Annotated in this window: 16 protein-coding genes; 14 read left to right on the top strand and 2 right to left on the bottom strand. The window is 43.7% G+C overall.

What is annotated here, in order from left to right:
* Positions 1 to 260 precede the first annotated feature (260 nt).
* The 8 genes from GQA99_RS17160 (at position 261) to purF (ending at position 13,513) form a co-directional block, all read left to right on the top strand.
* The gene (locus tag GQA99_RS17160) at positions 261 to 1,397 is read left to right on the top strand and encodes a 4-phosphoerythronate dehydrogenase (RefSeq protein ID WP_160055960.1); all 1,137 of its coding nucleotides are present in this window, start codon (positions 261 to 263) and stop codon (positions 1,395 to 1,397) included.
* A 192-nt stretch (positions 1,398 to 1,589) separates the two neighbouring features.
* Positions 1,590 to 2,606, top strand: a complete 1,017-nt coding sequence (locus GQA99_RS17155; protein WP_160055958.1) for an aspartate-semialdehyde dehydrogenase — start codon at positions 1,590 to 1,592, stop codon at positions 2,604 to 2,606.
* Between the two features lie 287 nt (positions 2,607 to 2,893).
* Complete coding sequence (locus GQA99_RS17150) at positions 2,894 to 7,198, top strand: FimV/HubP family polar landmark protein (RefSeq protein WP_160055956.1); 4,305 nt, start codon at positions 2,894 to 2,896, stop codon at positions 7,196 to 7,198.
* 1,330 nt (positions 7,199 to 8,528) lie between these two features.
* Positions 8,529 to 9,314: a tRNA pseudouridine(38-40) synthase TruA gene (gene truA / locus GQA99_RS17145; RefSeq protein WP_160055954.1), complete on the top strand. Its 786-nt coding sequence runs from the start codon at positions 8,529 to 8,531 to the stop codon at positions 9,312 to 9,314.
* Between the two features lie 34 nt (positions 9,315 to 9,348).
* A complete protein-coding gene (gene folC, locus GQA99_RS17140; RefSeq protein ID WP_160055952.1) occupies positions 9,349 to 10,626 on the top strand; it encodes a bifunctional tetrahydrofolate synthase/dihydrofolate synthase in 1,278 nt (425 codons plus the stop codon).
* A 45-nt stretch (positions 10,627 to 10,671) separates the two neighbouring features.
* Positions 10,672 to 11,316: a cell division protein DedD gene (gene dedD / locus GQA99_RS17135; RefSeq protein ID WP_160055950.1), complete on the top strand. Its 645-nt coding sequence runs from the start codon at positions 10,672 to 10,674 to the stop codon at positions 11,314 to 11,316.
* A 152-nt stretch (positions 11,317 to 11,468) separates the two neighbouring features.
* Complete coding sequence (locus tag GQA99_RS17130) at positions 11,469 to 11,957, top strand: CvpA family protein (protein ID WP_160055948.1); 489 nt, start codon at positions 11,469 to 11,471, stop codon at positions 11,955 to 11,957.
* Positions 11,958 to 11,998: 41 nt separating this feature from the next.
* Positions 11,999 to 13,513: an amidophosphoribosyltransferase gene (purF, locus tag GQA99_RS17125; RefSeq protein WP_160055946.1), complete on the top strand. Its 1,515-nt coding sequence runs from the start codon at positions 11,999 to 12,001 to the stop codon at positions 13,511 to 13,513.
* Between the two features lie 681 nt (positions 13,514 to 14,194).
* Here the strand turns inward: purF and GQA99_RS17120 are convergent.
* Positions 14,195 to 14,893 (bottom strand): tRNA (adenine(22)-N(1))-methyltransferase, encoded by a 699-nt coding sequence (locus GQA99_RS17120; RefSeq protein ID WP_160055944.1) that lies wholly within the window; start codon positions 14,891 to 14,893, stop codon positions 14,195 to 14,197.
* Between the two features lie 481 nt (positions 14,894 to 15,374).
* Between GQA99_RS17120 and GQA99_RS17115 the strand changes: the two genes are divergently transcribed.
* On the top strand, positions 15,375 to 17,330 hold the full coding sequence (locus GQA99_RS17115; RefSeq protein WP_160055942.1) for a DNA topoisomerase III: 1,956 nt from the start codon (positions 15,375 to 15,377) through the stop codon (positions 17,328 to 17,330).
* 413 nt (positions 17,331 to 17,743) lie between these two features.
* Entirely contained in the window at positions 17,744 to 18,337 is a 594-nt protein-coding gene (gene msrA, locus GQA99_RS17110) for a peptide-methionine (S)-S-oxide reductase MsrA (RefSeq protein ID WP_160055940.1), read from the top strand.
* A gap of 64 nt (positions 18,338 to 18,401) precedes the next feature.
* Here the strand turns inward: msrA and GQA99_RS17105 are convergent, their stop codons facing one another.
* Positions 18,402 to 19,337 (bottom strand): LysR family transcriptional regulator, encoded by a 936-nt coding sequence (locus tag GQA99_RS17105; protein ID WP_160055938.1) that lies wholly within the window; start codon positions 19,335 to 19,337, stop codon positions 18,402 to 18,404.
* Between the two features lie 129 nt (positions 19,338 to 19,466).
* On the opposite strand from GQA99_RS17105, the gene GQA99_RS17100 reads away from it, so the two are divergent.
* The 4 genes from GQA99_RS17100 to GQA99_RS17085 all read left to right on the top strand — a co-directional run bounded on the left by GQA99_RS17100 (position 19,467) and on the right by GQA99_RS17085 (position 23,475).
* Positions 19,467 to 20,492, top strand: a complete 1,026-nt coding sequence (locus GQA99_RS17100) for a zinc-binding alcohol dehydrogenase family protein (protein WP_160055936.1) — start codon at positions 19,467 to 19,469, stop codon at positions 20,490 to 20,492.
* 58 nt (positions 20,493 to 20,550) lie between these two features.
* The gene (locus tag GQA99_RS17095; protein WP_160055934.1) at positions 20,551 to 20,841 is read left to right on the top strand and encodes a putative quinol monooxygenase; all 291 of its coding nucleotides are present in this window, start codon (positions 20,551 to 20,553) and stop codon (positions 20,839 to 20,841) included.
* A 384-nt stretch (positions 20,842 to 21,225) separates the two neighbouring features.
* Entirely contained in the window at positions 21,226 to 22,704 is a 1,479-nt protein-coding gene (locus tag GQA99_RS17090) for an ATP-binding cassette domain-containing protein (RefSeq protein WP_160055932.1), read from the top strand.
* Positions 22,705 to 22,929: 225 nt separating this feature from the next.
* On the top strand, positions 22,930 to 23,475 hold the full coding sequence (locus GQA99_RS17085) for a thioredoxin family protein (RefSeq protein WP_160055930.1): 546 nt from the start codon (positions 22,930 to 22,932) through the stop codon (positions 23,473 to 23,475).
* Positions 23,476 to 23,569 lie beyond the last annotated feature (94 nt).

Below are 23,569 nucleotides of genomic sequence, written 5' to 3'. Positions count from 1 at the left end.
CAGAAAAGATAGACTGGGCGGTCTGCTATATAACAATAAACGCAAAAAAGTCACAACAAAGAAAATCTAGAAAAGACATAACGTTAGATGGAATTTTTGCAGGCCTTAATGCTTAAGGTCCAGTGCATGAATCCCTCTAGCCTGTAAGCAAAGCGTTCAAGCTTGACGTTTTTTCTCGTCCAATTTATGGCTTTGGTATAAGATACGGGCCATAAAAATGCGATGTGAAGTCGTTAAATTCGCTGAAAATAAGATACCCGATGAAAATAATTGCTGATGAAAATATGCCTTATGTCGATGCCTTGTTTGGTGACCTGGGTGAGATTGAATATGTAAATGGTCGCACATTAACGCCGGAGCAGGTGCGTGATGCTGATGTGTTGTTAGTGCGCTCGGTGACTAAAGTGAATGCAGCATTACTCACAAATGCTGACAAGCTTAAGTTTGTCGGTAGTGCGACGATTGGTACCGATCATGTGGCGGTAGATTATCTTGCTCAGCAAGGTATTCCATTTACCAATGCTCCAGGCTGCAACGCCACTGCGGTAGGCGAATATGCTTTTATTGCCATGCTAGAACTGGCACATCGGTTTGGTGAGTCTTTACAAGGTAAGGTTGTGGGAATTGTTGGTGCGGGTAATACGGGCACTGCTGCAGCTAACTGCCTGGAGGCTTATGGACTTAAAGTATTGCTGTGCGATCCTGTTAAAGCTGAGCAAGGCGATAGCCGAGAATTTGTCTCGCTTGATACGCTCATTGCGCAGGCTGACATAATTAGCCTTCATGTACCTATCACTAAAGATGGCGAGCATAAAACCTGGTACTTATTTGATGAAGCACGCTTAAATCAATTAAAACCCAATACTTGGTTACTTAACTGTTGCCGTGGTGAAGTCATTGATAACCGCGCGTTGATTAAGTTTAAGCAGCAACGCGACGATGTAAAACTGGTGTTAGACGTGTGGGAAGGTGAGCCAAATCCGATGCCTGAACTAGTGGCGTTAGCAGAATTTGCTACACCGCACATTGCGGGTTATAGCCTGGAAGGTAAAGCGCGCGGCACCTTTATATTGTATCAAAAATTATGTGCTGTACTGAGCATTGATGCGACTAAATCGTTAACCAGTTTATTGCCGCCATTTCAATTTAACCAAATATCCCTTCACACTGATTTGAGTGAAGCGCAGTTATTGTCTTTGTCGCGTTTGGTGTATGACTTGCGTGACGATGACCGAAAATTCCGTGGCTGTTTTAACACCGCATCTGGCTTTGATTTAATGCGTAAACAACATACTTATCGTCGTGAATACAGTGCGATTTCATTAACTCAAATGCAATTAGCTGAGCAACGTGGCGCTATTAATCAAACTATGCTGACTGCGTTAGGCTTTAATTGATTTCGCCAAGACTAATTTTATGAGTGAATACGCCTGTAAATAGTCATTTAAGGCTTAAAAGTAACGATATTTACTCAGTTGAGAAAAAATCACTACAAAGCAGGTCTTTTTAATACATTAACCCTAGCAAAGCATCACTAAACTAGGGTAGATTGATTGTTCAAACTGGATAATAGGAGTCGAGCGTTAATTATGTCTCAGGAATTTAATGTAGTCGTTTTAGGTGCATCGGGCGCAGTGGGTCAAACTATGATTGAGATCCTCGAGCAGCGTAATTTTCCGGTTGCTAAGTTGTTTCCATTAGCGAGCAGTCGCAGTGCTGGCGAAACGGTCAGTTTTCACGGTAAACAAGTTGAAATTCTTGACGTAGAAACGTTTGATTGGAGCCAGGCTCAAATTGGTTTCTTTTCAGCCGGTGGCGATGTGTCTGCTAAATGGGCGCCAATTGCTGGTGAAGCGGGCTGTGTGGTTATTGATAACACCTCACACTTTCGTTACGACATCGACGTGCCATTAGTGGTTCCAGAAGTGAACCCAGAGGCCATTGCAGATTTTCGTAATCGCAACATTATTGCCAACCCAAATTGTTCAACCATTCAGATGTTGGTCGCTTTAAAGCCAATTTATGATGCGTTTGGTATTTCACGTATCAACGTGGCTACGTATCAGTCTGTGTCGGGTACCGGTAAAAAAGCCATTGAAGAATTAGCGGGTCAATGCGCTAAGCTACTCCAGGGTTTGCCTGCTGAGCCGTCTGTTTATCCAAAGCAAATTGCGTTTAACGTGTTACCGCAAATTGATAAGTTTATGGAAAACGGCTACACCAAAGAAGAAATGAAAATGGTGTGGGAAACCCAAAAGATTTTTGGCGATGACGAAATCGTGGTTAACCCAACGGCTGTGCGTGTACCTGTGTTTTATGGACACTCTGAAGCGATCCATATTGAAACTCGTCAACCTGTTGATGCTGAAGAAGTTAAAGCCGTATTACGTAATGCCCCAGGTGTTGAGTTATTTGAAAGCGACGACGAGTACCCAACAGCGGTAACTGAAGCTGCCGGTAATGATCCTGTGTATGTAGGGCGTGTCCGTAAAGATATTTCTCATTCGCATGGTATAAATTTATGGGTTACTGCCGATAACATTCGTAAGGGTGCGGCATTAAACAGTGTGCAAATCGCTGAAATTTTGATTAGAGATTACTATTAATTGAGCGTTGCTCAATGCTAATCTGTTAATCATTAAGTGATTTAGTTTAAAAAGCCTGCAGCTAGCAGGCTTTTTTCGTTTTACTTGCGCCAGTAGTAGCAGGGGTGGCGGATCTAGTTTATAGTCGTAAACGTATCATTTTTAACATCTATACTGCCTTTTTAAGGGCATAAAGTTAGCGCCAAACCGATGTGATTTGATATAGTAAACACCATAATTAATGATAAAAATTGCCTACAGCCTGTTGCCATGATGGTAACTCAATAGCGCTAAAAGGGAAGGATTGGATGACTTTGCGTACTTCTTATATTTTGGGTTTAATTGCCTGTACGACCGTTGGCTTAACCAGTTTACAGCTGATTGATACTGCTCAGGCAGAAACACTGAAAATAACCGGCCCTAATGGCGAGGTTAAACAGCAAGCTAAGCGTCAATACGGTCCTACTACCTCTAGAGACACCTTCTGGAGTATTGCCCAAAAAGTTCGCCCTAATGACCGTGTGAGTGTTTATCAGGTCATGGCCGCATTGTTCGATGCTAATCCACATGCTTTTAGTGGTAATAATTACAATACCTTAGAGCGTGGGATGATTTTATTAATCCCGTCTGCCGATGTTATGGCCGCCATTCCTGATAATGTGGCTCGTCGCCGCGCAGAACAAGATGACCGCCGCATAGTCCGCCAAACGCCACCACCGAGAGTGGTCACACCTAAACCCGTCGTGACCAGGCCAGCGGCAATTGTTGAAGTGGTTAAAAAGCCTAACGCTGACAAACCGCTGCAAATCGTACAACAAACACCTAGCGCTGAAGCGCAAACTCAAGCTTTAAAGCAAGCCAATGCCACAGAAGTAAACGATCTAAACTCGGTACTCGATAAAGCCAATGCCAAAGCACTAATGCTGACCGATGAGCTTGCTCGTGCCCAAGACGACTTGATGGTCAGTAACAATGATAATCAGGCGCTGAAGAATAAAATCGGCCAGATGTCGTTAAATATTTCGTCGCTTGAAGAAGATTTACAACTGTTAAATGAGAAACACGACAAACTCACCATTGAATACGAAAAACTATTGCAGCAAGTAGGTAATCCCGAGCCTGTAGTGGAAGAGCCAACTGATTTTTGGCGCAGTTTGATGGACAACACTTTGATGTTGATTGTGGCTGCCTCAGTGCCGTTATTATTGATATTTGGCTTGGTATTTTGGTTATTAACCCGTCGTAAAAAGAACAACCAATCGACAGAAGAACAAGCAACAGCAGCAACAGAAACGGTTGCTAAGCAACCCACTGCACCTGCCGCCGATGAAGACGATAATGCTGACGATGTTGTCATTCACCTTGACTCCGATGACGACGAATCAATCGATGATTTATTCGATTTAGACAACACTGATTTACAACCTGAAGTGTCATTGGCCAATGACGGTGAAATGGACATGGCATCAGACATGTTTATTGGCGAAGATGCTGAAGCGGAAGATGACGAAGGCTCTTCACTCGATGATCTGTGGGCTGAGGCGATGGAAGAGCAAGACTCTGAACTTGAACCTCTTGAAGATGATGACGATCTCGACAGCTTATTGGCTGGGTTAGATGATGCGCCCGCAGCTACTATTACTACTGCAGCTCCTGAAGATGATTTAGACAGCTTACTCGCTGATTTTGATGGCGACAGCACGGATAACGATCAACTTGATGCTTCTGCAGAAAATGATATTGACTCTTTGCTAGCTGAGTTTGACATGCCAGCAGAGTCAAAGCCTGAAATCGCAGAACAAGAAACAGAAACAAAAGCACAAGAGTCTGTATCAAGCGATGATGACATTGATTCGCTATTGGCTGAATTTGACATGCCAGCAGAGTCAAAGCCTGAAGTCGCAGAGCCAGAAGCTGAAAAGCCTACAGCAGAAGAGTCAGTATCAAGCGATGATGATATTGATTCGCTATTAGCTGAATTTGACATGCCAGCAGAGTCAAAGCCTGAAGTCGCAGAGCCAGAAGCTGAAAAGCCTTCAGCAGAAGAGCCAGTATCAAGCGATGATGATATAGATTCGCTATTGGCTGAATTTGATATGCCGGCTGAGCCGACTTCCGAGCCTGAAGTCGCAGAGCCAGAAGCAAAAGCGCAAGAGTCAGTATCGAACGTCGATGATATAGATTCGCTATTGGCTGAATTTGACATGCCAGCAGAGTCAACTTCTGATGTTGAATTAGCAGAGCCAGAATCAGATTCAGAGCTAGAAGCCTTAGAGCCAGAACCTGAAAAGCCTACAGCAGAAGAGCCTGTATCGAACGACGATGATATAGATTCTCTATTGGCTGAATTTGATATGCCAGCTGAGCCAACTTCTGAGCCTGAAGTAGAAGAGCCAGAAGTAGAATCAGAAACCGAATCTGAACCTGAAATAGAGCCTGAAGTTGACTCAGAATCAGCAGAGCCTGAAAAGGCGGTTGATGAAAGCGTTGAACTTGATGAGACTTCAACCTCAGATGCTGATGAATTATTAGCTGAGCTTGAGCTAGATACCAGCGAGGATGAGCCGTCAAGTGATGAAGATATTGATGCTTTATTAGCCGGCTTAGCGGCCGCACCGACAGAAACCAAAGATGATGAAGCGCCACTAAACAGTGAAACCGTTGATACGGATGATGATTTAGCCGCATTAATTGCTGCAGAACTTCAAGATGACGATGGCGAAGATGAATCACTATTAACCGAAACTGACGATGATATTGATGCGTTATTGGCTAGTTTAAATGAACCTGTTATTGAATCGAATGTGGCGGATATTGAGCCTCAAGTTGAAAGCTCTCAACTGTCAGAAGAGGAAGATTTAGCTGCACAAATTGCCGCAGAACTTGAAGATGATTCAGACGACGATTCTGTTATTGAGACAGGTATTGATAATGCTTCAAGTCAGTTAAATAAAGACATTGACCCCGATGATGATGACATTGATGCACTTTTGGCCAGCTTAAATGAACCTGTTGCAGAACAAGCCGAACCCGACACTGACAGCGATGAAGATGACGTTGCCGCACAAATCGCCGCAGAGTTAGCTGACGAAGACACTAACATCGCCGCCGACCTCAGTAATAGCAGCGACGAAGATATTGACGCACTTTTAGCAAGCTTTGATGAACCTGAAATGGAATCACCGCTAGCACATTTGATTGACGAAGAGTCCGTTTTTGATGCCAACAGCCTTGAAAATGCGCAAGGTGTTGCTCCTGAATCAGAACCAGAAGAGCCAGAGCTGGAACTAGAGGAAGCTGATGAAGCGTTAGATAGCTCATTAGATATCACGTCGCCACTTGACGATGATACTGATGCGTTACTCGCCAGTTTTGACCAAGACATTGAAGATGAATATGCTACGGCAGTCGCTGATCCTGATGTGCAACTTGATGATAATGATGCTGACATCAATGACGATGACCTGTTTAATGAGCTTGATGAATACTTAAACGATCTCGATTTAAACCGGGCAGAAGACAATGTTGAAGATAGCACTGACAATAAGAAGCCTGCCGCTGAGATTGACGATAGCGACAAAGCATTTTTTGATGCCGAACTAGATGCGCTATTGGCGCAAAGTGGCAATGATGCGATTCCTGATGAGATTAGTGAAGAGACTAGCAGTGGCAAGCTCGATGAAATTGATAGTATTGCTGAGCCAGACAATGAAGTCGATACGGATAAGAATACAGAAAGTGAGTTTGAAGCAGACATCGACACTGAAAACGAAGATGATGACGGCTTAACGTTTACCCTTGATGACGATGTTGCAGATGATGTCGAGATAGACGATACATCAGAAGATGAGCTTAATGCACTGCTTGCAACAATGGGTGATGATGTAGCTGATTTTTCTATTGATGGATTGAACGCAGACGAAGACGTAAACGATGCCCCTGAGGTTGTCGAGGATGAACCTACTCAACGTTCAACCAAAGCAAATAAAGATTCTGGCTTTTTTAATGATTTAAAAGCCAATAAACCAAAGCCTGCCATGCTCGATTGGGAAAGTGACTTGCTCAAAGCGGCTGAAACGGCGGTTGATGAGCAAGACAGTGAACCCGATGTGAGTGATGATGACTTACTGGCTGCATTTTCACAGTCATTAAATGATAACGACGACAGTGACGATTACACCTCAGAAGATGACTACATACTCAGTGATGATAATTTAACGGTTGATGAAGCATTAGCGGCACTTGATGCCAAAGAGCGCAATAAATCGCCGCAGTTTAGCGTCAGTGATGACGATCTTATGAGCTTTGAACGTGAGAATGGCTATATCGACATCGATAAGCTATTGAACGATGCCGACGAGGATGACGACACAACCGACCAATATAAAGACGTAGACGTTAAGATGGGCGGAGTGAATTCGTTAATTGGCAATGCCGACATGATTGATGTCGACGATGAAGAGAACTCGGTTAATGCTAAATTAGATTTAGCCCGTGCCTACATCGAGATTGAAGATCAAGACAGCGCCAAAGCCTTATTAAAAGAAGTGCAAATTGATGGTAATGATCGCCAACAGGCAGAAGCCGCAAACTTACTTAAAGGTTTTCGTTAGCCACTAACGTTTGAGGTTCAATTGAATAAACGGCGCAGATATCTGCGCCGTTTTTTATTCTGCAAAAATAAGTGCTTACGTCATCCTTGAGTGCTTTAATTTAGGTGCTAGGTGCTAGGTGCTAGGTGCTAGGTGTTGGTCATTCGTCATCCCTGAGATCTGTCATCAGGGATCCAGGTGTTGCTTAGATTTAAGGTTCTAGGAGCTCGCAAGCTCGCCTGAGAGCGGACTTCGTCCTTCTAGGTTCTAGATAAAGCTTAGCTCCACCCGTACGTCATCCCTGAGATCTGTTATCAGGGATCCAGGTGTTGCTTAGATTTAAGGTTCTAGGAGCTCGCAAGCTCGCCTGAGAGCGGACTTCGTCCTTCTAGGTTCTAGATAAAGCTTAGCTCCACCCGTACGTCATCCCTGAGATCTGTTATCAGGGATCCAGGTGATGCTTTTGATCTTGTCGCTTGTGTAACAGTGTAAGAGCCAACACCTGGATTCCGGCTAAAGAGCGTTGCCGGAACGACGGAGTAGTGGGCGTCATCTGAACATGATTGAGCAAATGATGTGGTAGTGAGCCGTGTTTGCTACTGCACTATGCCGTCATCCCTGAGTGCTTGTATCAGGGATCCAGGTGTTGCTTAGATTTAAGGTTCTAGGAGCTCGCAAGCTCGCCTGAGAGCGGACTTCGTCCTTCTAGGTTCTAGATAAAGCTTAGCTCCACCCGTACGTCATCCCTGAGATCTGTTATCAGGGATCCAGGTGTTTCTTGTTGTCTCATTATCCTCGAGTGCTTTAATCAGGGATCCAGGTGTTGCTTTTGATTTTGCCGCTTGTGTAAGTGCGTAAGAGCCAACACCTGGATTCCGGCTCAAGAGCGTTGCCGGAACGACGGAGTAGTGGGCGTCATCTGAATACGAATGAGCAAATGATGTGGTAGTGAACCGTGTTTGCTACTGCCCTATGCCGTCATCCCTGAGATCTGTTATCAGGGATCCAGGTGTTGCTTTTGACCTTGTCGCTTGTGTAAGTGAGTAAGAGCCAACACCTGGATTCCGGCTCAACAGCGTTGCCGGAACGACGGGGTACTGGGCGTCATATGAGTACGAATGAGCAAATGATGTAGTTTGGCTTCAACCGCACGTCATCGCTTGCCTAAAGGCGCATCAATTCTTGCTGAAATCGAGAATTTTCAGGTTGATTGAGAATAAGTTTGAAAGTAGGGCGCTCTTATGTCATTTACTCCTCTATTCATTAGAGTCTGCAAGAGTGCCGATATGCAATTACATAATGTCTCAAATTGGTATAAACTTCGCGGCATTAATGAGTTGAGGAAATTGTTATGCGGGTTGCGTTAGGTATTGAATATGATGGAAGTGGTTTTTTCGGTTGGCAGCGCCAGGCGGATGTCGATTCAGTGCAAGCCCAGCTTGAAAAAGCGTTAACCTATGTGGCAAATGAACCCATAGAGGTTTTTTGTGCAGGTCGTACTGACTCTGGTGTTCATGGTACCGGCCAGGTTGTGCATTTTGACACTACAGCAGACCGGCCATTAACCGCTTGGACATTAGGCATTAACGCCAATTTACCCGACAGCATTGCTGTGCGTTGGGCCAAAGAAGTGGACGACAGTTTTCATGCGCGCTTTAGTGCAACCGCTCGGCGTTATCGATATGTGATTTACAATCATCAGCTGCGTCCGGGCATTTTACGTTCTGGTGTGAGTCATTATCATGGTGATATTGATGAAAAGCTGATGCATGAAGCTGCACAACTATTATTAGGTGAGAATGATTTCACCAGTTTTCGCGCTGTACAATGTCAGTCTAATACTCCATTTCGTAACGTACACAAGGTGAATGTGACGCGCCAGGGAATGTACGTGATGGTTGATATTCAAGCTAATGCCTTTTTACATCACATGGTGCGCAATATTGTTGGGTCGCTACTCGAGATAGGTTTGGGCAATCAACCTATCAACTGGATAAGTGAATTACTGGCGTTAAAAGATCGTAATCAAGCTGCAGCTACCGCAAAACCCAATGGTTTATATTTAGTTGATGTGACGTATCCAGAGCAATACCAAATTCCTAAACTGGCTCTTGGGCCATTGTTTATGTTGGATTAAGTTAAGCGTCAGTCAAAGGAAGTGGGATTTTACTATGTCGGTTATTAATGAAATGCAGGTACCGAACCCGCAGTCGACTTTAGCACAATGGCTAGACTATTTATTGGCTATTCACCCTAGTGAAATTGACATGGGGCTGACTCGTGTTAATCAGGTTGCTCAGCGCTTAGCGCTATTAACGTTAGCGCCAACCAAAGTGATTACCGTGGCGGGCACAAACGGCAAGGGCACCAGTTGCGCTATGCTGGAGTCTATTTTGCGTCAATCGGGCTTAACTGTGGGTGTGTATAGCTCGCCGCATTTATTACGCTATAACGAACGGGTGCGAATTAATCAGCAAGATGCTAGCGATGCAGCGCTAATCGAAGCATTTTGTGCCATTGAAGCAGCCCGTGGTGATATTTCTCTGACCTTTTTTGAATACGCAACACTCGCAGGTTTGTATTTATTTAAGGCTGCTAAAGTGGATGTGGCCATTCTTGAAGTGGGCCTCGGTGGACGTTTAGATGCTACCAATATTATTGATTCTACAGCGGTAATGTTGACTTCAATCGATCTTGATCATCAAGAATACCTTGGCGACACCCGAGAATTAGTTGGCCGAGAAAAAGCCGGTGTATTTAGGCCGCATTGTATTGCAGTTGTGGGTGAGCCTGATTTACCGAACTCCGTTATCGAGTATGCAAATGAGCTGCAAACCCTCTTGATACGAGTTGGGGTTGAATTTGAATATCAGCTTACTCAGGCAGATCCAACAAAATGGTATTTTAAGTCGGCGCAACATCATTATAATGATCTGCCTGTTCCACGTTTACCGTTACCGAATGCTGCCAGTGTAGTGGCTTTAGTGAGCCAGGTTTGGCCCATGATTACTCAGCAACAAATTAGTGATGGTTTGTTGCATGCGCAACTTGCTGGGCGATTAGAGCAAGTGAGCCTACAACCTTTGGTATTACTTGACGTTGCTCATAATCCCCACGCCGCTCGGTATTTAGCAAAGCAATTACAGGCTTATCAGGGCCGACGTATTGTGGCATTGTGTGGCATGTTAAAAGATAAAGATATCAAGGCTGTACTGGCCGAGCTAGCACCACAGATTAACCAGTGGCATTTAGTTGGATTAGACAACCCTCGTGGTGCGTCTGCTGCGCAGTTATATCAAGCATTACCCGATGATAATAGCCGTGCAACTGCCGTACAATATAACGATATTGCTAGCGCCTGGCAGGCAATACAACAGTCAATATCCAAAGACGATGTCGTTATTGTGTTTGGTTCTTTTTATACTGTTGCAGGTTTTAAGTCTATTTAGTTTGTTTTAGTTTGATAGGGCATTATTTTAAAAAGGGAATTCGCTTTGAATCGTCAATTTCAAAATCGTTTGGTGGGCACTATTGTGTTTGTCGCGTTAGGGGTGATTTTTTTACCTGACTTATTGGATGGTAAAAAGACTCAAGTCGTTGAGGAATTTACTGAAATCCCATTACGACCGTTAGCTAAAAGCCACAATAACTCAAGTCAAACTCAAGCAACCGAACCCGAAGGTGACACGGTTGAAGAGTTTCAGGTATTAACCCTCGCTGAGCCGCAAGACTTAGGCAGTGATGTGGTTGAACTGGGCGACGAGGAGCCTGTTGTGGTAGCTAAACAGGTTGAAAGTAAGCCTGTTCAAGCAGCACCTGCTAAAACACAACCCAAAACCGAACCCGTAAAAGTGGTTGCTCAAGCTAAAGCACCAGTTAAAACCGCGATTACCGCTGGCTTTACATTACAGCTTGGTGGTTTTAACAACGCAGCCAATGTTAGCGCATTGATTGCCCAGCTGCGTAAAGCCGGATTCACCGCCTACACATTGCCCGCTAAACCTGTTGATGGACGGTTAACCCGAGTATTTGTTGGCCCAGAGGTTTCGGAGTCAAAGCTTAAAGCACGCCAGGACCCCATTTTCAAATTAACCGGGTTAAAGGGCAAGATCATTGCCTACAATCCTCAAGAACAATAACTCGTTCAGGCGGCAGTACAGTTGCGTGGTTGAAATTAGCAAATTGATTGTTCGCAATCACGCATGAATAATTTGAACAATCAGGGGTGAGAAACATCTCTGTCTCTGTTAGAATCGCGCCGTCTTGAACCCTATACCGGATCCCCATTTTCATGGTTTGGATTGATTACGCAATTATTATCATTATCGGGTTATCAACTATTATTAGTTTGATCCGCGGATTCGCAAAAGAAGCCATGTCACTTGTGGTTTGGTTTGCCGCTTTCTTTATCGCCAGTCAGTTTTATCTTGATCTTGCTGCGCATTTAACCCAAATGCAGGACGAGTTAGTAAGAAACGGCGTCGCGATTGCCATTCTGTTTGTCGTTACCCTGATCCTAGGGGCTTTAGTCAATTATTTATTAGGTCAGTTGGTGTCTAAAACTGGCTTGTCAGGTACAGACCGCATACTTGGTTTGTGCTTTGGTGCCATTCGTGGTGCCTTGATAGTGAGTGCTTTACTGTTTTTTATGGATGCATTTACTGCATTTCCAGACACCGTATGGTGGAAAGGCTCAGTGCTCGTACCCGAATTTGGCGTGGTTATTCAGTGGTTTTTTAACTATCTCGAAAACACCTCAAGCTTTGTACCCAAAATATAAAATTATAAACATAGAACACCTTACAGTGAGGAACCTTACCCATGTGTGGTATCGTCGGAATAGTAGGAAAATCAACAGTTAACCAAACCATTTATGATGCGCTGACTGTGCTTCAACATCGTGGACAAGACGCAGCAGGTATTGTGACTGTTGACATCAATGCGTTTCGTTTACGTAAAGCCAATGGTCTGGTTAAAGATGTGTTTGAACCTAAACACATGCAACGTTTACAAGGCAATGCGGGTATTGGTCATGTACGTTATCCTACCGCGGGTAGCTCCAGTGCTTCTGAAGCACAGCCGTTTTATGTTAACTCGCCATTTGGTATTTCGTTAGCGCATAACGGTAACTTAACCAACACGATTGAGTTAGCTGAAAGCCTGGTCAAAAAACGCCGTCATGTGAACACCACATCTGACTCAGAAATCTTACTGAATTTATTAGCAGACGAACTACAAGAAACCCGTAGCTTGTCATTAAGTGCTGACGAAGTGTTTGATGCCGTGGCTAAAGTGCATGATCAAACCCGTGGTGCTTATGCGGTAGTGGCAATGATTATTGGCCAGGGCCTAGTGGCGTTCCGTGACCCATTTGGTATTCGCCCTTTAGTGCTTGGCAAACACGAAACCGCGACCGGTACTGAGTACATGGTTGCGTCAGAAAGTGTTGCTCTAGACGCTGTCGGTTTTGAAGTAATGCGTGATGTTGCTCCAGGTGAAGCGATTTATATTTCACTTGATGGTCAGCTATTCACCCGCCAATGTGCCGTTGACCCAAGCTATGCACCGTGTATTTTTGAATTTGTGTACTTTGCTCGCCCAGATTCAAGCATCGACAAAGTATCTGTGTACGCAAGCCGCGTTAACATGGGTGCCAAGTTAGGTGAAAAGATTAAGAAAGAATGGGAAGATCACGATATCGATGTGGTTATTCCTATTCCTGAAACCTCGTGCGACATCGCATTAGAAATCGCCCGTTGCATGGATTTACCGTACCGTCAGGGTTTTGTCAAAAACCGTTATATTGGCCGTACCTTCATTATGCCGGGTCAGCAAGAGCGTAAAAAGTCTGTACGTCGTAAACTCAACGCGATTAATACCGAGTTTAAAGGTAAAAACGTGTTGCTAGTTGATGACTCTATTGTGCGTGGTACCACGTCAGAGCAGATTATTGAAATGGCCCGTGAAGCTGGCGCGAAGAAAGTGTACTTTGCTTCAGCGGCACCTGAAATTCGTTTCCCGAACGTGTACGGCATCGACATGCCGACTTCAAACGAGTTGATTGCTCACGGTCGCGATGCAGACGAAATTGCTAAAATCATTGGCGCTGATGGGATTATCTTCCAGGATTTAACTGACCTAGTTGAAGCGGTAAGAATGGAAAACCCTGAAATTAAGCGTTTTGAGACCTCAGTATTTGACGGTCACTACATTACTAACGATGTTAACCAGTCTTACTTAGACCATTTAACTCAGTTGCGTAATGACGACGCTAAAGCGAATCGTAATAAAGACATTGGCACTAACTTAGAAATGCACAACGAGTGCCATCCATAAGTTAACCGCCATTGCTTCGACTTAAAAACCAGCATAAAACATGCTGGTTTTTTTATGGGTTTAAAATAGCTTAAATGCTAAAACCTAAAACCTAAAACCTAAAACCTAAAACCTAAAACCTAAAACCTAAAACCTAAATCAACAGCAACACCTGGATCCCTGATAAAAGATCTCAGGGATGACGGCATAAAAATACGTCGCCCCGCAATGCTTCCTACTCCGTCACCCCGGCAATGTTTTTGAGCCGGGCCCAGGTGTTAGTTTTTCTTCGTCGTTCCGGCAATGCTTTTTAGCCGGAATCCAGGTGTTGATTTTTACGCACTTACACAAGCGACAAGGGCAACAGCAACCCATGGATCCCTGATAAAAGATCTCAGGGATGACGTACGGTTGAAGCCAAACTACATCATTTACCCATTCGTATTCAGATGATGCCCACTACTCCGTCGTTCCGGCAACGCTTTTTAGCCGGAATCCAGGTGTTGATTTTTACGCACTTACACAAGCGACAAGGGCAACAGCAACACCTGGATCCCTGATAAAAGATCTCAGGGATGACGGCATAAAAATACGTGGCCCGGCAATGCTTCCTACTCCGTCGCCCCGGCAATGCAGTTAAGCCGGGGTCCAGGTGTTTGCTCTACGCTTTTTCAAGCCCACAAAACGGGACTCTTCTGATTTCTAAAAGCGAACCATTCGGTAATCTTGTAGCGCTTGTGCTGCTTTTTGCGGATTAGACAGACTTATCTTTTGATAATGTCTGAGCACTTTATTTAAATAGCGCTGTGCAATATCAAGCTGTTGCTGTGTATTGACTTGCCACAGTTTATTGCCCACAGCGCTGATAAGAGTGCTAGGGTCATTGTCATGTGACGATGCTTTGCTGAGGTGAGACACATACAATATTTCATAGAAACGACGATTTTCTTCAAGCAAGGTTTCATCAATTAAACGGCAATCAAGTTCAATCAATTTTTGGCGTAATTCGTGCTGGTGATGCACCGGGCAGAGTATAAAATCAATTTGCAGTTCAGGGTTATTGTGGCAAATTGAATTAACAAGCTCGATCATCAAATCACCACCCACGCCGGCGATAATAACCAATGGTGTTTCTGGGCAATCTGACAAAGGAATTTGGGCAACATTCATACAATGGACCTGCCATTGAGGAGGGTTTTGCAGTGGGTAAAAGCGTTCGAGCTTATGTTCAAGCTGCTGCATCAAATTTGGCACAATATCAACAAAATGAATCGTCGGTGCCGCCTGCCTTGATAATAACGCCGCACCTAATAAACCATGGTCGCAGCAACAATCCCAAATGTGCGTATAGCCTGTTGGGATCATGTCATTAAGTTGGGTTAAGCGCTGGCCAAGTTTCATTGTGTTATACCAATTCCATTAATTATGTGACCAATCAGAGTCACTCAGATTGTTCAGTTTGAGGCGCATTGTTGAAATAATGGTTATTCCCTTCTAAGACAATGCAACAAAGAAATGAACGGTCTGAGTGTCTCCTGCAAGGCGGGTTTCTATGCCTTCTATGCTGCTTAATAGCATTTTGACGTACGACTGCATGGATGCAGGAGGTAGAGCAACGCAGGAGCAGTTGCCGAGAACAACTATGTCTTCAATCCTATTACTTGCCTAGAAGGCACAGAATTCCCGCTGAATGACCAGATAATTAGTGGAATTGGTATTAATCATTTGTAAAAATAAAACCCGCATTGTAATGATTTTTGCCGTGAATACTATGTGATTTGCAGCAAGATAAATTAACAGGTAATCTATACTGTAATTTTATACAGTTAATTGGCGCGAATTATGTTTTGTTCATTGAATCTTTGCTGCCTGATAATGGATTATGATTTTATATATTGCTGAAAAACCCAGTTTAGGCCGAGCCATTGCTGACGTACTGCCAAAGCCTCACAAAAAAGGTGATGGTTTTATTACCGCCGCTAACGGTGATTGTGTGTCATGGTGTATCGGTCATTTGCTCGAACAGGCTGAGCCAGATGCTTATGACGATGCGTTCAAATCATGGAAGCTTGAGCATTTGCCCATCGTGCCACAAACCTGGAAGCTACAACCAAAACCTAAAACCCGCAGCCAACTGACCGTGCTGCGTAAACTGGTTAAGCAAGCATCATCAATTATCAATGCGGGCGATCCAGACAGGGAAGGGCAATTGTTAGTCGATGAGGTGATTTCCTATCTGGGCGTAAAAGGCGACAAACTCAATCAAGTTCAGCGCTTATTAATTAGCGATTTAAACCCACAGGCGGTAAAACGAGCTTTAGGGCAATTACGCAGCAATCGTGAGTTTGTGCCGTTATCAACTTCAGCATTGGCACGCAGCCGCGCCGATTGGTTATACGGTATGAACATGACCCGTGCTTATACTATTCAAGGGCGTAAAGTGGGTTATCAGGGAGTATTGTCGGTTGGCCGAGTGCAAACTCCAGTGCTCGGGTTAGTGGTGCGCCGCGACGATGAAATTGCCAACTTTACCCCAAAAGCATTTTACGAAGTGCTAGCCCATTTACTGACAGATCAACAACAAGCGTTTACTGCCAAATGGCAACCGAGCGAAGCGTGCCAACCCTACATGGATGAAGATGGCAGAGTGTTAGCCAAAGGATTAGCTGAAAACGTGGTTTCGCGAATATCAGGTAAACCCGCTGAAATCACCAAGCTTGAAGCCAAAGATAAACGGCAAAATCCGCCATTGCCTTACAGTTTATCGGCGCTACAAATCGATGCCGCTAAACGCTTTGGCTTGTCGGCTAAAGAAGTGCTCGACACTTGTCAAAGTTTATATGAGCGACATAAGTTAATTACTTATCCACGCTCAGACAGCCGCTATTTACCTAAAGAGCAGCATGCATTAGCGCCTAAGGTGTTAGATGCCGTACTTAAAGGTGCCGCCGGGTTAGTTGAAGGCTGCGATGGCCCAAATGCCAAGCTTAAATCTAAAGCCTGGGATGACAGTAAAGTCGATGCTCACCATGCGATTGTTCCAACCGAAAAAGTCGCTAACTTATCGGCATTATCAAGTAATGAGGCTAAGTTGTATCAACATGTAGCTCGCCAATACCTTGCGCAATTTTACCCCGCTTATGTATATGCCGAAACCGCCGTTGAGGTGACTATTGCTGGTGGCTTATTTACCACCAAAGCGCGTCAGGATAAAACCCTAGGCTGGAAACAGCTGTTTAAGCGGGCTGCAGCAAGCCAAAACCAATCAAGTAGCAATGAAGATGAAAACGATGACTCAGTACAGTCATTGCCGCCGTTAGCAAAAGGCCAAATACTCCAATGTGAGCGTGGTGAGTTATTAGAAAAAATGACTCAAGCCCCCAAGCACTTTACTGACGCGACCTTATTAGGTGCCATGACGGGTATTAGCCGTTATGTGACCGATAGTGAGATTAAAAAAATCCTCAAAGAAACTGATGGCCTCGGCACCGAGGCCACACGTGCAGGCATTATTGAATTACTGTTTAAGCGCGGATATTTGGTTCGCCAGGGTAAAGCCATTAAAGCGACGCCAGTGGGTGTTGGCCTAATACGCAGTTTGCCCGATTCAGCCACCACACCCGACATGACCGCATTATGGGAAAACAGCCTCGATGCCATCAGTCAAAAACGCTTAAAGTACGATGCTTTTATGCAGCCATTGCTGAGCCAGTTAGATGGCCTAATTACTCAAGCGTCAAATCAGTTACCCTCAGCATTACAAGGTGTTGCAAGTACTGCGCCAAAGCGCAGCTTTAAAAAACCGTATAAAAAGAAGACTAATACCATTGCTCGTTAGCAAGTGATCTCTCAGCGAGAATTTAAAAGGGCTTAAACAAGGCGAATGACTGAATGAATAGTTATTCTCTTTCGAAGTCATGCAACGCAGTGTAAGCCCTTTTAAAACTCGCCTGAAAGGAATGCCCCAGCCGCTTTTGCTTTACGTTCTCGCTATTTGAAAGGGAACAACCATTACTACATAGCGGCGCCTTAATCAAAAACCGCTGGACGCATTCTGAGTGGTCACTTATTAATGCGCAATGGTATAAGGCAAAAGCGAAATAATTTAGGGTGTTTTAATTGGTATGGTAAAGGATTACTGAGCATCAATAATGCCAGAGTGAACTTTTAAGTCATTAATTACATACTGTAAGTATACAAATATAGATATAGATATAGATATAGATATAGATATAAATTAAAGGAGGGTGTATGAAAAGCACACTAGTGTTAACAATATTAGCAGCAAGTTTATTGGCTTATGCGTCGAATGCCAGTGCAGATAAAGCCATTTTGGCTGGTGGATGTTTCTGGTGTATGGAGTCCGATTTTGAAAAGCTTGATGGTGTTACTGATGTGATCTCAGGATTTACTGGCGGAAACATTAAAGACCCTACCTATAACGGTAACCACCGAGGTCATTATGAAGCGGTTGAAATCACCTATGATCCTAGCAAAGTGAGCTACGAACAATTGTTAGCACATTACTGGGTTAATATTGACCCTTTTGATGCCCAAGGGCAATTTTGCGATAAAGGCACGAGCTATTTAAGTGCGATTTTTGTGGCAAACGAGACCGAAAGAGCGATTGCACAACAGTCTAAAAGCCAGGTTGAAAAGCAATTTCCCAATAATAAAGTGGTCACGCCTATTTTAAATGCGTCTATCTTTTATCCGATAAAAGGCGATGAGAGTTACCATCAGGATTACTATAAAAACAACCCTATTAGATATAATGCTTATCGGTGGAACTGTGGCAGAGACAAAAGGTTAGCAGAGATTTGGGGCGATAAAGCAACACATTAGGTTTTTTGATGGTCTGTGACTGTAGACCTTAGTAGCCACAGACCATGCTGATTGGATATAAAGATTAATCCAACACACTGTTATCTAAAATGCCTTTAGCAATTAATTGCTGTAACAACGCGCGGGTTTGCTGCTTGAGCATGTCGCGTAATAATCGGGTGGCAGGGGTGATGGACTGTCTGCTTGGAAATATTAACCACAGTTCAGTGGATTTGACCTGGTAGTCTGACATGATGGTGACAAGTTTATTTGTCAGTAAATCATGTGCCAAATCTAGGCATGATTTGGCGGCGATACCTTTACCGTTTACACACCAACGCCGCACTAAGTCTGCATCGTTGGCGACACGATTACCTGATACTTTCACTTTAATGCTGTTATCGCCTTGAGTGAATTCCCATATGTCGTGGGTTAAGTTTTGTAGTTGATACAGTAATGCATTATGTTCGGCTAAATCTTGTGGGTGTGTTGGCGTACCATACTTATCTAAATAAGATTGTGAGGCACAGATTAGCCTTGGCACATTGCAAATTTTAAACCCATATAAATTAGCATCATTGGGTGAACCATAACGTAGCGCTAAATCGACGGAGTCACGGTAAAAGTCAACGTTAGTATCGCTAATACTGACACGTAAGCTTACTTTTGAGTGAGTATCCATAAAGTCGTCAACCCAGGGGATAACGACATTACGGCCCAAATCTGATGACACAGATAAGCGTAAATCGCCGTCAATAATATCCAGCTCACCTTTCATATTTTGTTTGGCTTGATCAAGCATCAACATGGCTTGTTCACATTGCGGAATGTACTTTTCACCTGCGCTCGACAAGCGTAATTGCCGCGTGGTGCGAATAAATAACTCAACCCCTAAATGGGCTTCAACTCGCTTTAAAGCCGCACTGGCTGTGGCTGTGCGCATGTCTAAATTGGTTGCTGCAGCGGTAATACTGCGAAACTCGGCAACCTTGAGCACCACTTGTAAGTCTTCTAAAAGCATGATTATCCATTTATAATTGATAATGTTTCAATCATTATGCTGTTTATGGGGAATAAAACAAGCGCTAATATAGCTTCATCAAGTTACCTTATTTTATAAATATTAATTACCCATATTAGGAATAACAGCATGAAAGCCATCGGATACAAGCAGTCTCTACCTATCAATAACCCAGAAGCATTAATCGATGTCACGTTAGCGCAGCCTATTGCTACCGGCCGTGATTTATTAATTAAAGTTGCAGCCATTGCAGTTAATCCTGCAGATTATAAAGTGCGTTTAAATATGCCGCCTGCTGACGGTGAAGTAAAAGTAATTGGTTGGGATGCTGTGGGCGAAGTGATTGCTGCCGGTGACAAGGTAAACCAATTTAAGCCAGGTGATATTGTTTATTATGCGGGCGATATTACCCGTCCAGGCAGCAATGCTGAATATCAATTGGTTGATGAGCGTTTAGTCGGCTTTAAGCCAAAGAGCTTATCAAATGCTGAAGCAGCAGCATTACCTTTAACAGCCATCACTGCATGGGAATTATTGTTTGAACACTTAACTATTAAGCAGCAAAGCCCTGGCGCCGCGGACAAATCTAACGAAGTGATTTTAGTGGTTGGTGCTGCGGGTGGTGTGGGTTCTATTTTTGTCCAAATTGCGAAAGCGATTACCGGAGCGACTGTTATTGCAACAGCGTCACGCCAAAGTTCAAGCGATTGGGTTAAAAAATTAGGTGCCGATTATGTCGTTGATCACACCAAGCCACTGACTGCGCAAATCGAAGCGTTAAACATTGGCCCTGTAACGCACGTAGCAAGTTTAAACAGCACAGATGCTTACTTTGAAAGTTACACAGAAGTGTTAGCCCCCTTTGGCAAAATTGCCATGATTGATGATCCAGAAGCGCTGGATGTCACTAAACTTAAGCTTAAGAGTTTGTCATTGCACTGGGAGTTTATGTTTGCGCGTTCAATGTTTAACGCAGCAGACATGCAGGAGCAAAGCCATTTACTAAACCGTGTGGCTGATTTAGTTGACCAGGGTTATATTCAAACGACTTTAGGCCAGCATATGGGCGAAATTAATGCCGCCAACTTGCGCGCTGCACATGAGGCTTTAGAAGCAGGTAGTGCTATCGGCAAGATTGTACTTGAAGGTTTTTAAGCATTTACGTTAGATTTTTATATCGCATTTTAATTTACTTAATTACACAGGATTGACTATGTCTCAGTTAACAATTGTTGCCAATATTACTGCTAGAGCAGATAAAATCGAGTTAGTGAAAGCAGAATTATTGAAATTGATTGATGTGACTCGTGCTGAAGAAGGTTGCATTAACTACGATTTACATCAAGATAATGCAAACCCAGCGCATTTTATGTTTTATGAAAACTGGCAGAGCCGTGAATTATGGCAAGCTCACATGGGTAACCAGCATTTAGCTGATTATGTGGCCGCGACAGAAGGTGCTGTTGTTGAGTTTGTATTGAACGAAATGACCGTTATTGGTTAACGGGTATCTTTTAGTATCATCATAAAGCAGAACAGTAAATGTTCTGCTTTTTTTTGTCGATTTTTTTCAGCTACTTGTGAGACACTCAAGTGATGTAAAGTGCAGGTAGCTAGTTATACCATTCCACATTAATAAGTGACCACTCAGAATGCGTCCAGCGGTTTTTGATTAAGGCGTCGCTATGTAGTAATGGTTGTTCCCTTTCAAATAGCGAGAACGCGGAGCAAAAGCTGCTGGGGCATTCCTTTCAGGCGAGTTTTAAAAGGGCTTACACTGCGTTGCATGACTTCGAAAGAGAATAACTATTCATTCAGTCATTCGCCTTGTTTAAGCCCTGTTAAATTCTCGCTGAGAGATCACTTACTAACGCGGAATGGTATTAAGATGGACATTAGATTTACACAACTGCAATGCCGTTCATCGAGTGTCACTCTGGCGATTGATGAATGGCTAATTGCATCGCAACAATCGTGGGGTGTATTTAGTACCGAAGGTGATGTTGGGGCAATATTAGGCCAACTATTAACCCACACGTCTCACCATCAACCACTCGATTACTCAGGCAATATTACCGGTGTTGACCCGTCGCAGGTCGCCGTGGTGTCGTTGCTGGCTCAACAAGCACTGCTTGAAGATATTCTCGAGCAGGATGACAGTGAGTCTCTTGGTTACACAGACCCCAAAACTACCGTATTTGGAGTGATTTATGGCCAGTGCCATGATAACGCCATGACGCACAAGTTGTTACAAGAGCTTGATTTAACCCATCTGAGCCAAAGCAGTTTTTCTCAATTATCGACTGGTGAAGGCCGCAGAGTCATGCTGGCTCGCGCCGTTGCCACCCAAGTGCCTTTTTTAGTGCTAGACGAACCTTATGCTGGGCTAGATGTTCACCATCGACATACTTTAACTGAGTATTTACAGCAGTTATCGCATACCCTGCAAATCTTAGTTGTTGTGTCTCGGGAAGAAGACTTACCTCAGTGGATTGAGCATGTTGCCTTGTTTAGTCACGGCAAGTTAGACAGTGTGATGAGCAAGTCTGAGTGGGATAACCACCCCGTTATTAACCAGTTAACCGCACAGTCTGGTCAGCAAAGTGAAGAATTATTAGCACTTATTCGACGTCATCGTCACAGTGCCAAGTTTGCCGACCCGGTATTTGAACTGCACAATGGCCGAGTGGCATACAGCGATAAAGTGATTTTCTCTGGGGTGAATTGGCGTATCGATAATGGCGTACACTGGCAAGTAAAAGGCCCAAATGGCTGTGGTAAAAGTACCTTGTTAGGGCTTATTTTTGGTGATCATCCTCAGTGTTACAGCAACGATATCGATATTTTTGGTAAAAAGAGAGGTTCGGGCGAGAGCATTTGGGAAATCAAACAACATATTGGCATGGTGTCGTCAGCATTGCATATGCAATATCGGGTTAATTGCAGTGCGCTAGATGTGATTGTGTCTGGCTTTTATGACTCAATCGGTTTGTACCAAAAGCCGACACAACAACAAGTGGCTATCGCAACCGAATGGTTAGCTATGTTACATATGGGACATTTAGCTAAAACCGCATTTAAACAATTAGAGTATGGCCAGCAACGTTTATTGTTAATTGCCAGGGCCATTGTTAAGCAGCCAACCTTGTTGATCCTCGATGAGCCCTATCAGGGTTTAGATTATTTAGGCCGTAGGCTGATTAAAAACTCTCTTGAATTGATAGCCAAAGAACAGTTAAGTCAATTACTTTATGTGTCACATTATCAACAAGATAGCCTTGATAGTATTGAGCACTACATTGAGTTTGTGCTAGATGATGCCCAGCAAGGCTATCGGGCAGTGGTTAGCGGACCGACGTTAAAATAACCTGATGTGATGGTCACTTAAAAAACAGTCAACTGAGGTTGGCTGTTTTTTTATTCATGGCATTATTAATAAAAAATTGAAAATTTTTCAATTTTTACCCTGTATATGCAGATTAAAGATCAGCGTATGATGATGTCATTACAGTATGCCTCGCAGCATAATGTGTTTTATTGGGGTTGTTTGTGTTATTCGGATTGTTCCGAGTACCGTTAAAGGTTAATCGCTATGTTACTTGATACGCCCATTTGTGATTTTGGCTGGAAAGCACCCGATTTCACCTTAAAAAACCCTCACGGTGACGCGTTTACCATGAGTGAACATTTAGGTGATAAAGGCTTGTTGATTATGTTTATTTGTAATCATTGCCCTTATGTTAAAGCCATTGCGTCGCGTTTAGCTAAAGACACCCTGCAATTGATGGCAGAAGGGATTAATGTGTTGGCTGTTATGTCGAATAACTACCATCAGGTTGACTCCGACTCGCCTGAAAACATGCTTCGTTTTGCCGAGCAACATGGCTTTAGTTTCCCGTACCTAGTGGATGAAGACCAGCATATTGCTAAGCAGTATGGTGCCGTATGTACTCCGGACTTTTTTGGCTTTAATGCCCAGGGTGAGTTGCAATATCGTGGCCGTCTGGACGATGCCAGGTTGCAAGATGCTCCTAATCGTGTTGCTGAACTCGTTAATGCGATGCAATTAATTGCCGCCATTGGCAAAGGGCCTAAACAACAAACCGCCAGTATGGGCTGTTCGATTAAATGGCGTTAATGCCCTTGAATCCACACAATTAAACACAATATATGCGAAATACATATCAGCCGAATTTATTGTTAACTATTTGATTTATTGAAACCGTCATCGT

This window comes from Shewanella litoralis, from assembly GCF_009828585.1.
Classification (GTDB): Bacteria; Pseudomonadota; Gammaproteobacteria; order Enterobacterales; family Shewanellaceae; genus Shewanella; species Shewanella litoralis.
Note: the sequence above shows the minus strand (reverse complement) of the source record. Positions and strands in the feature narration are given on the sequence as shown.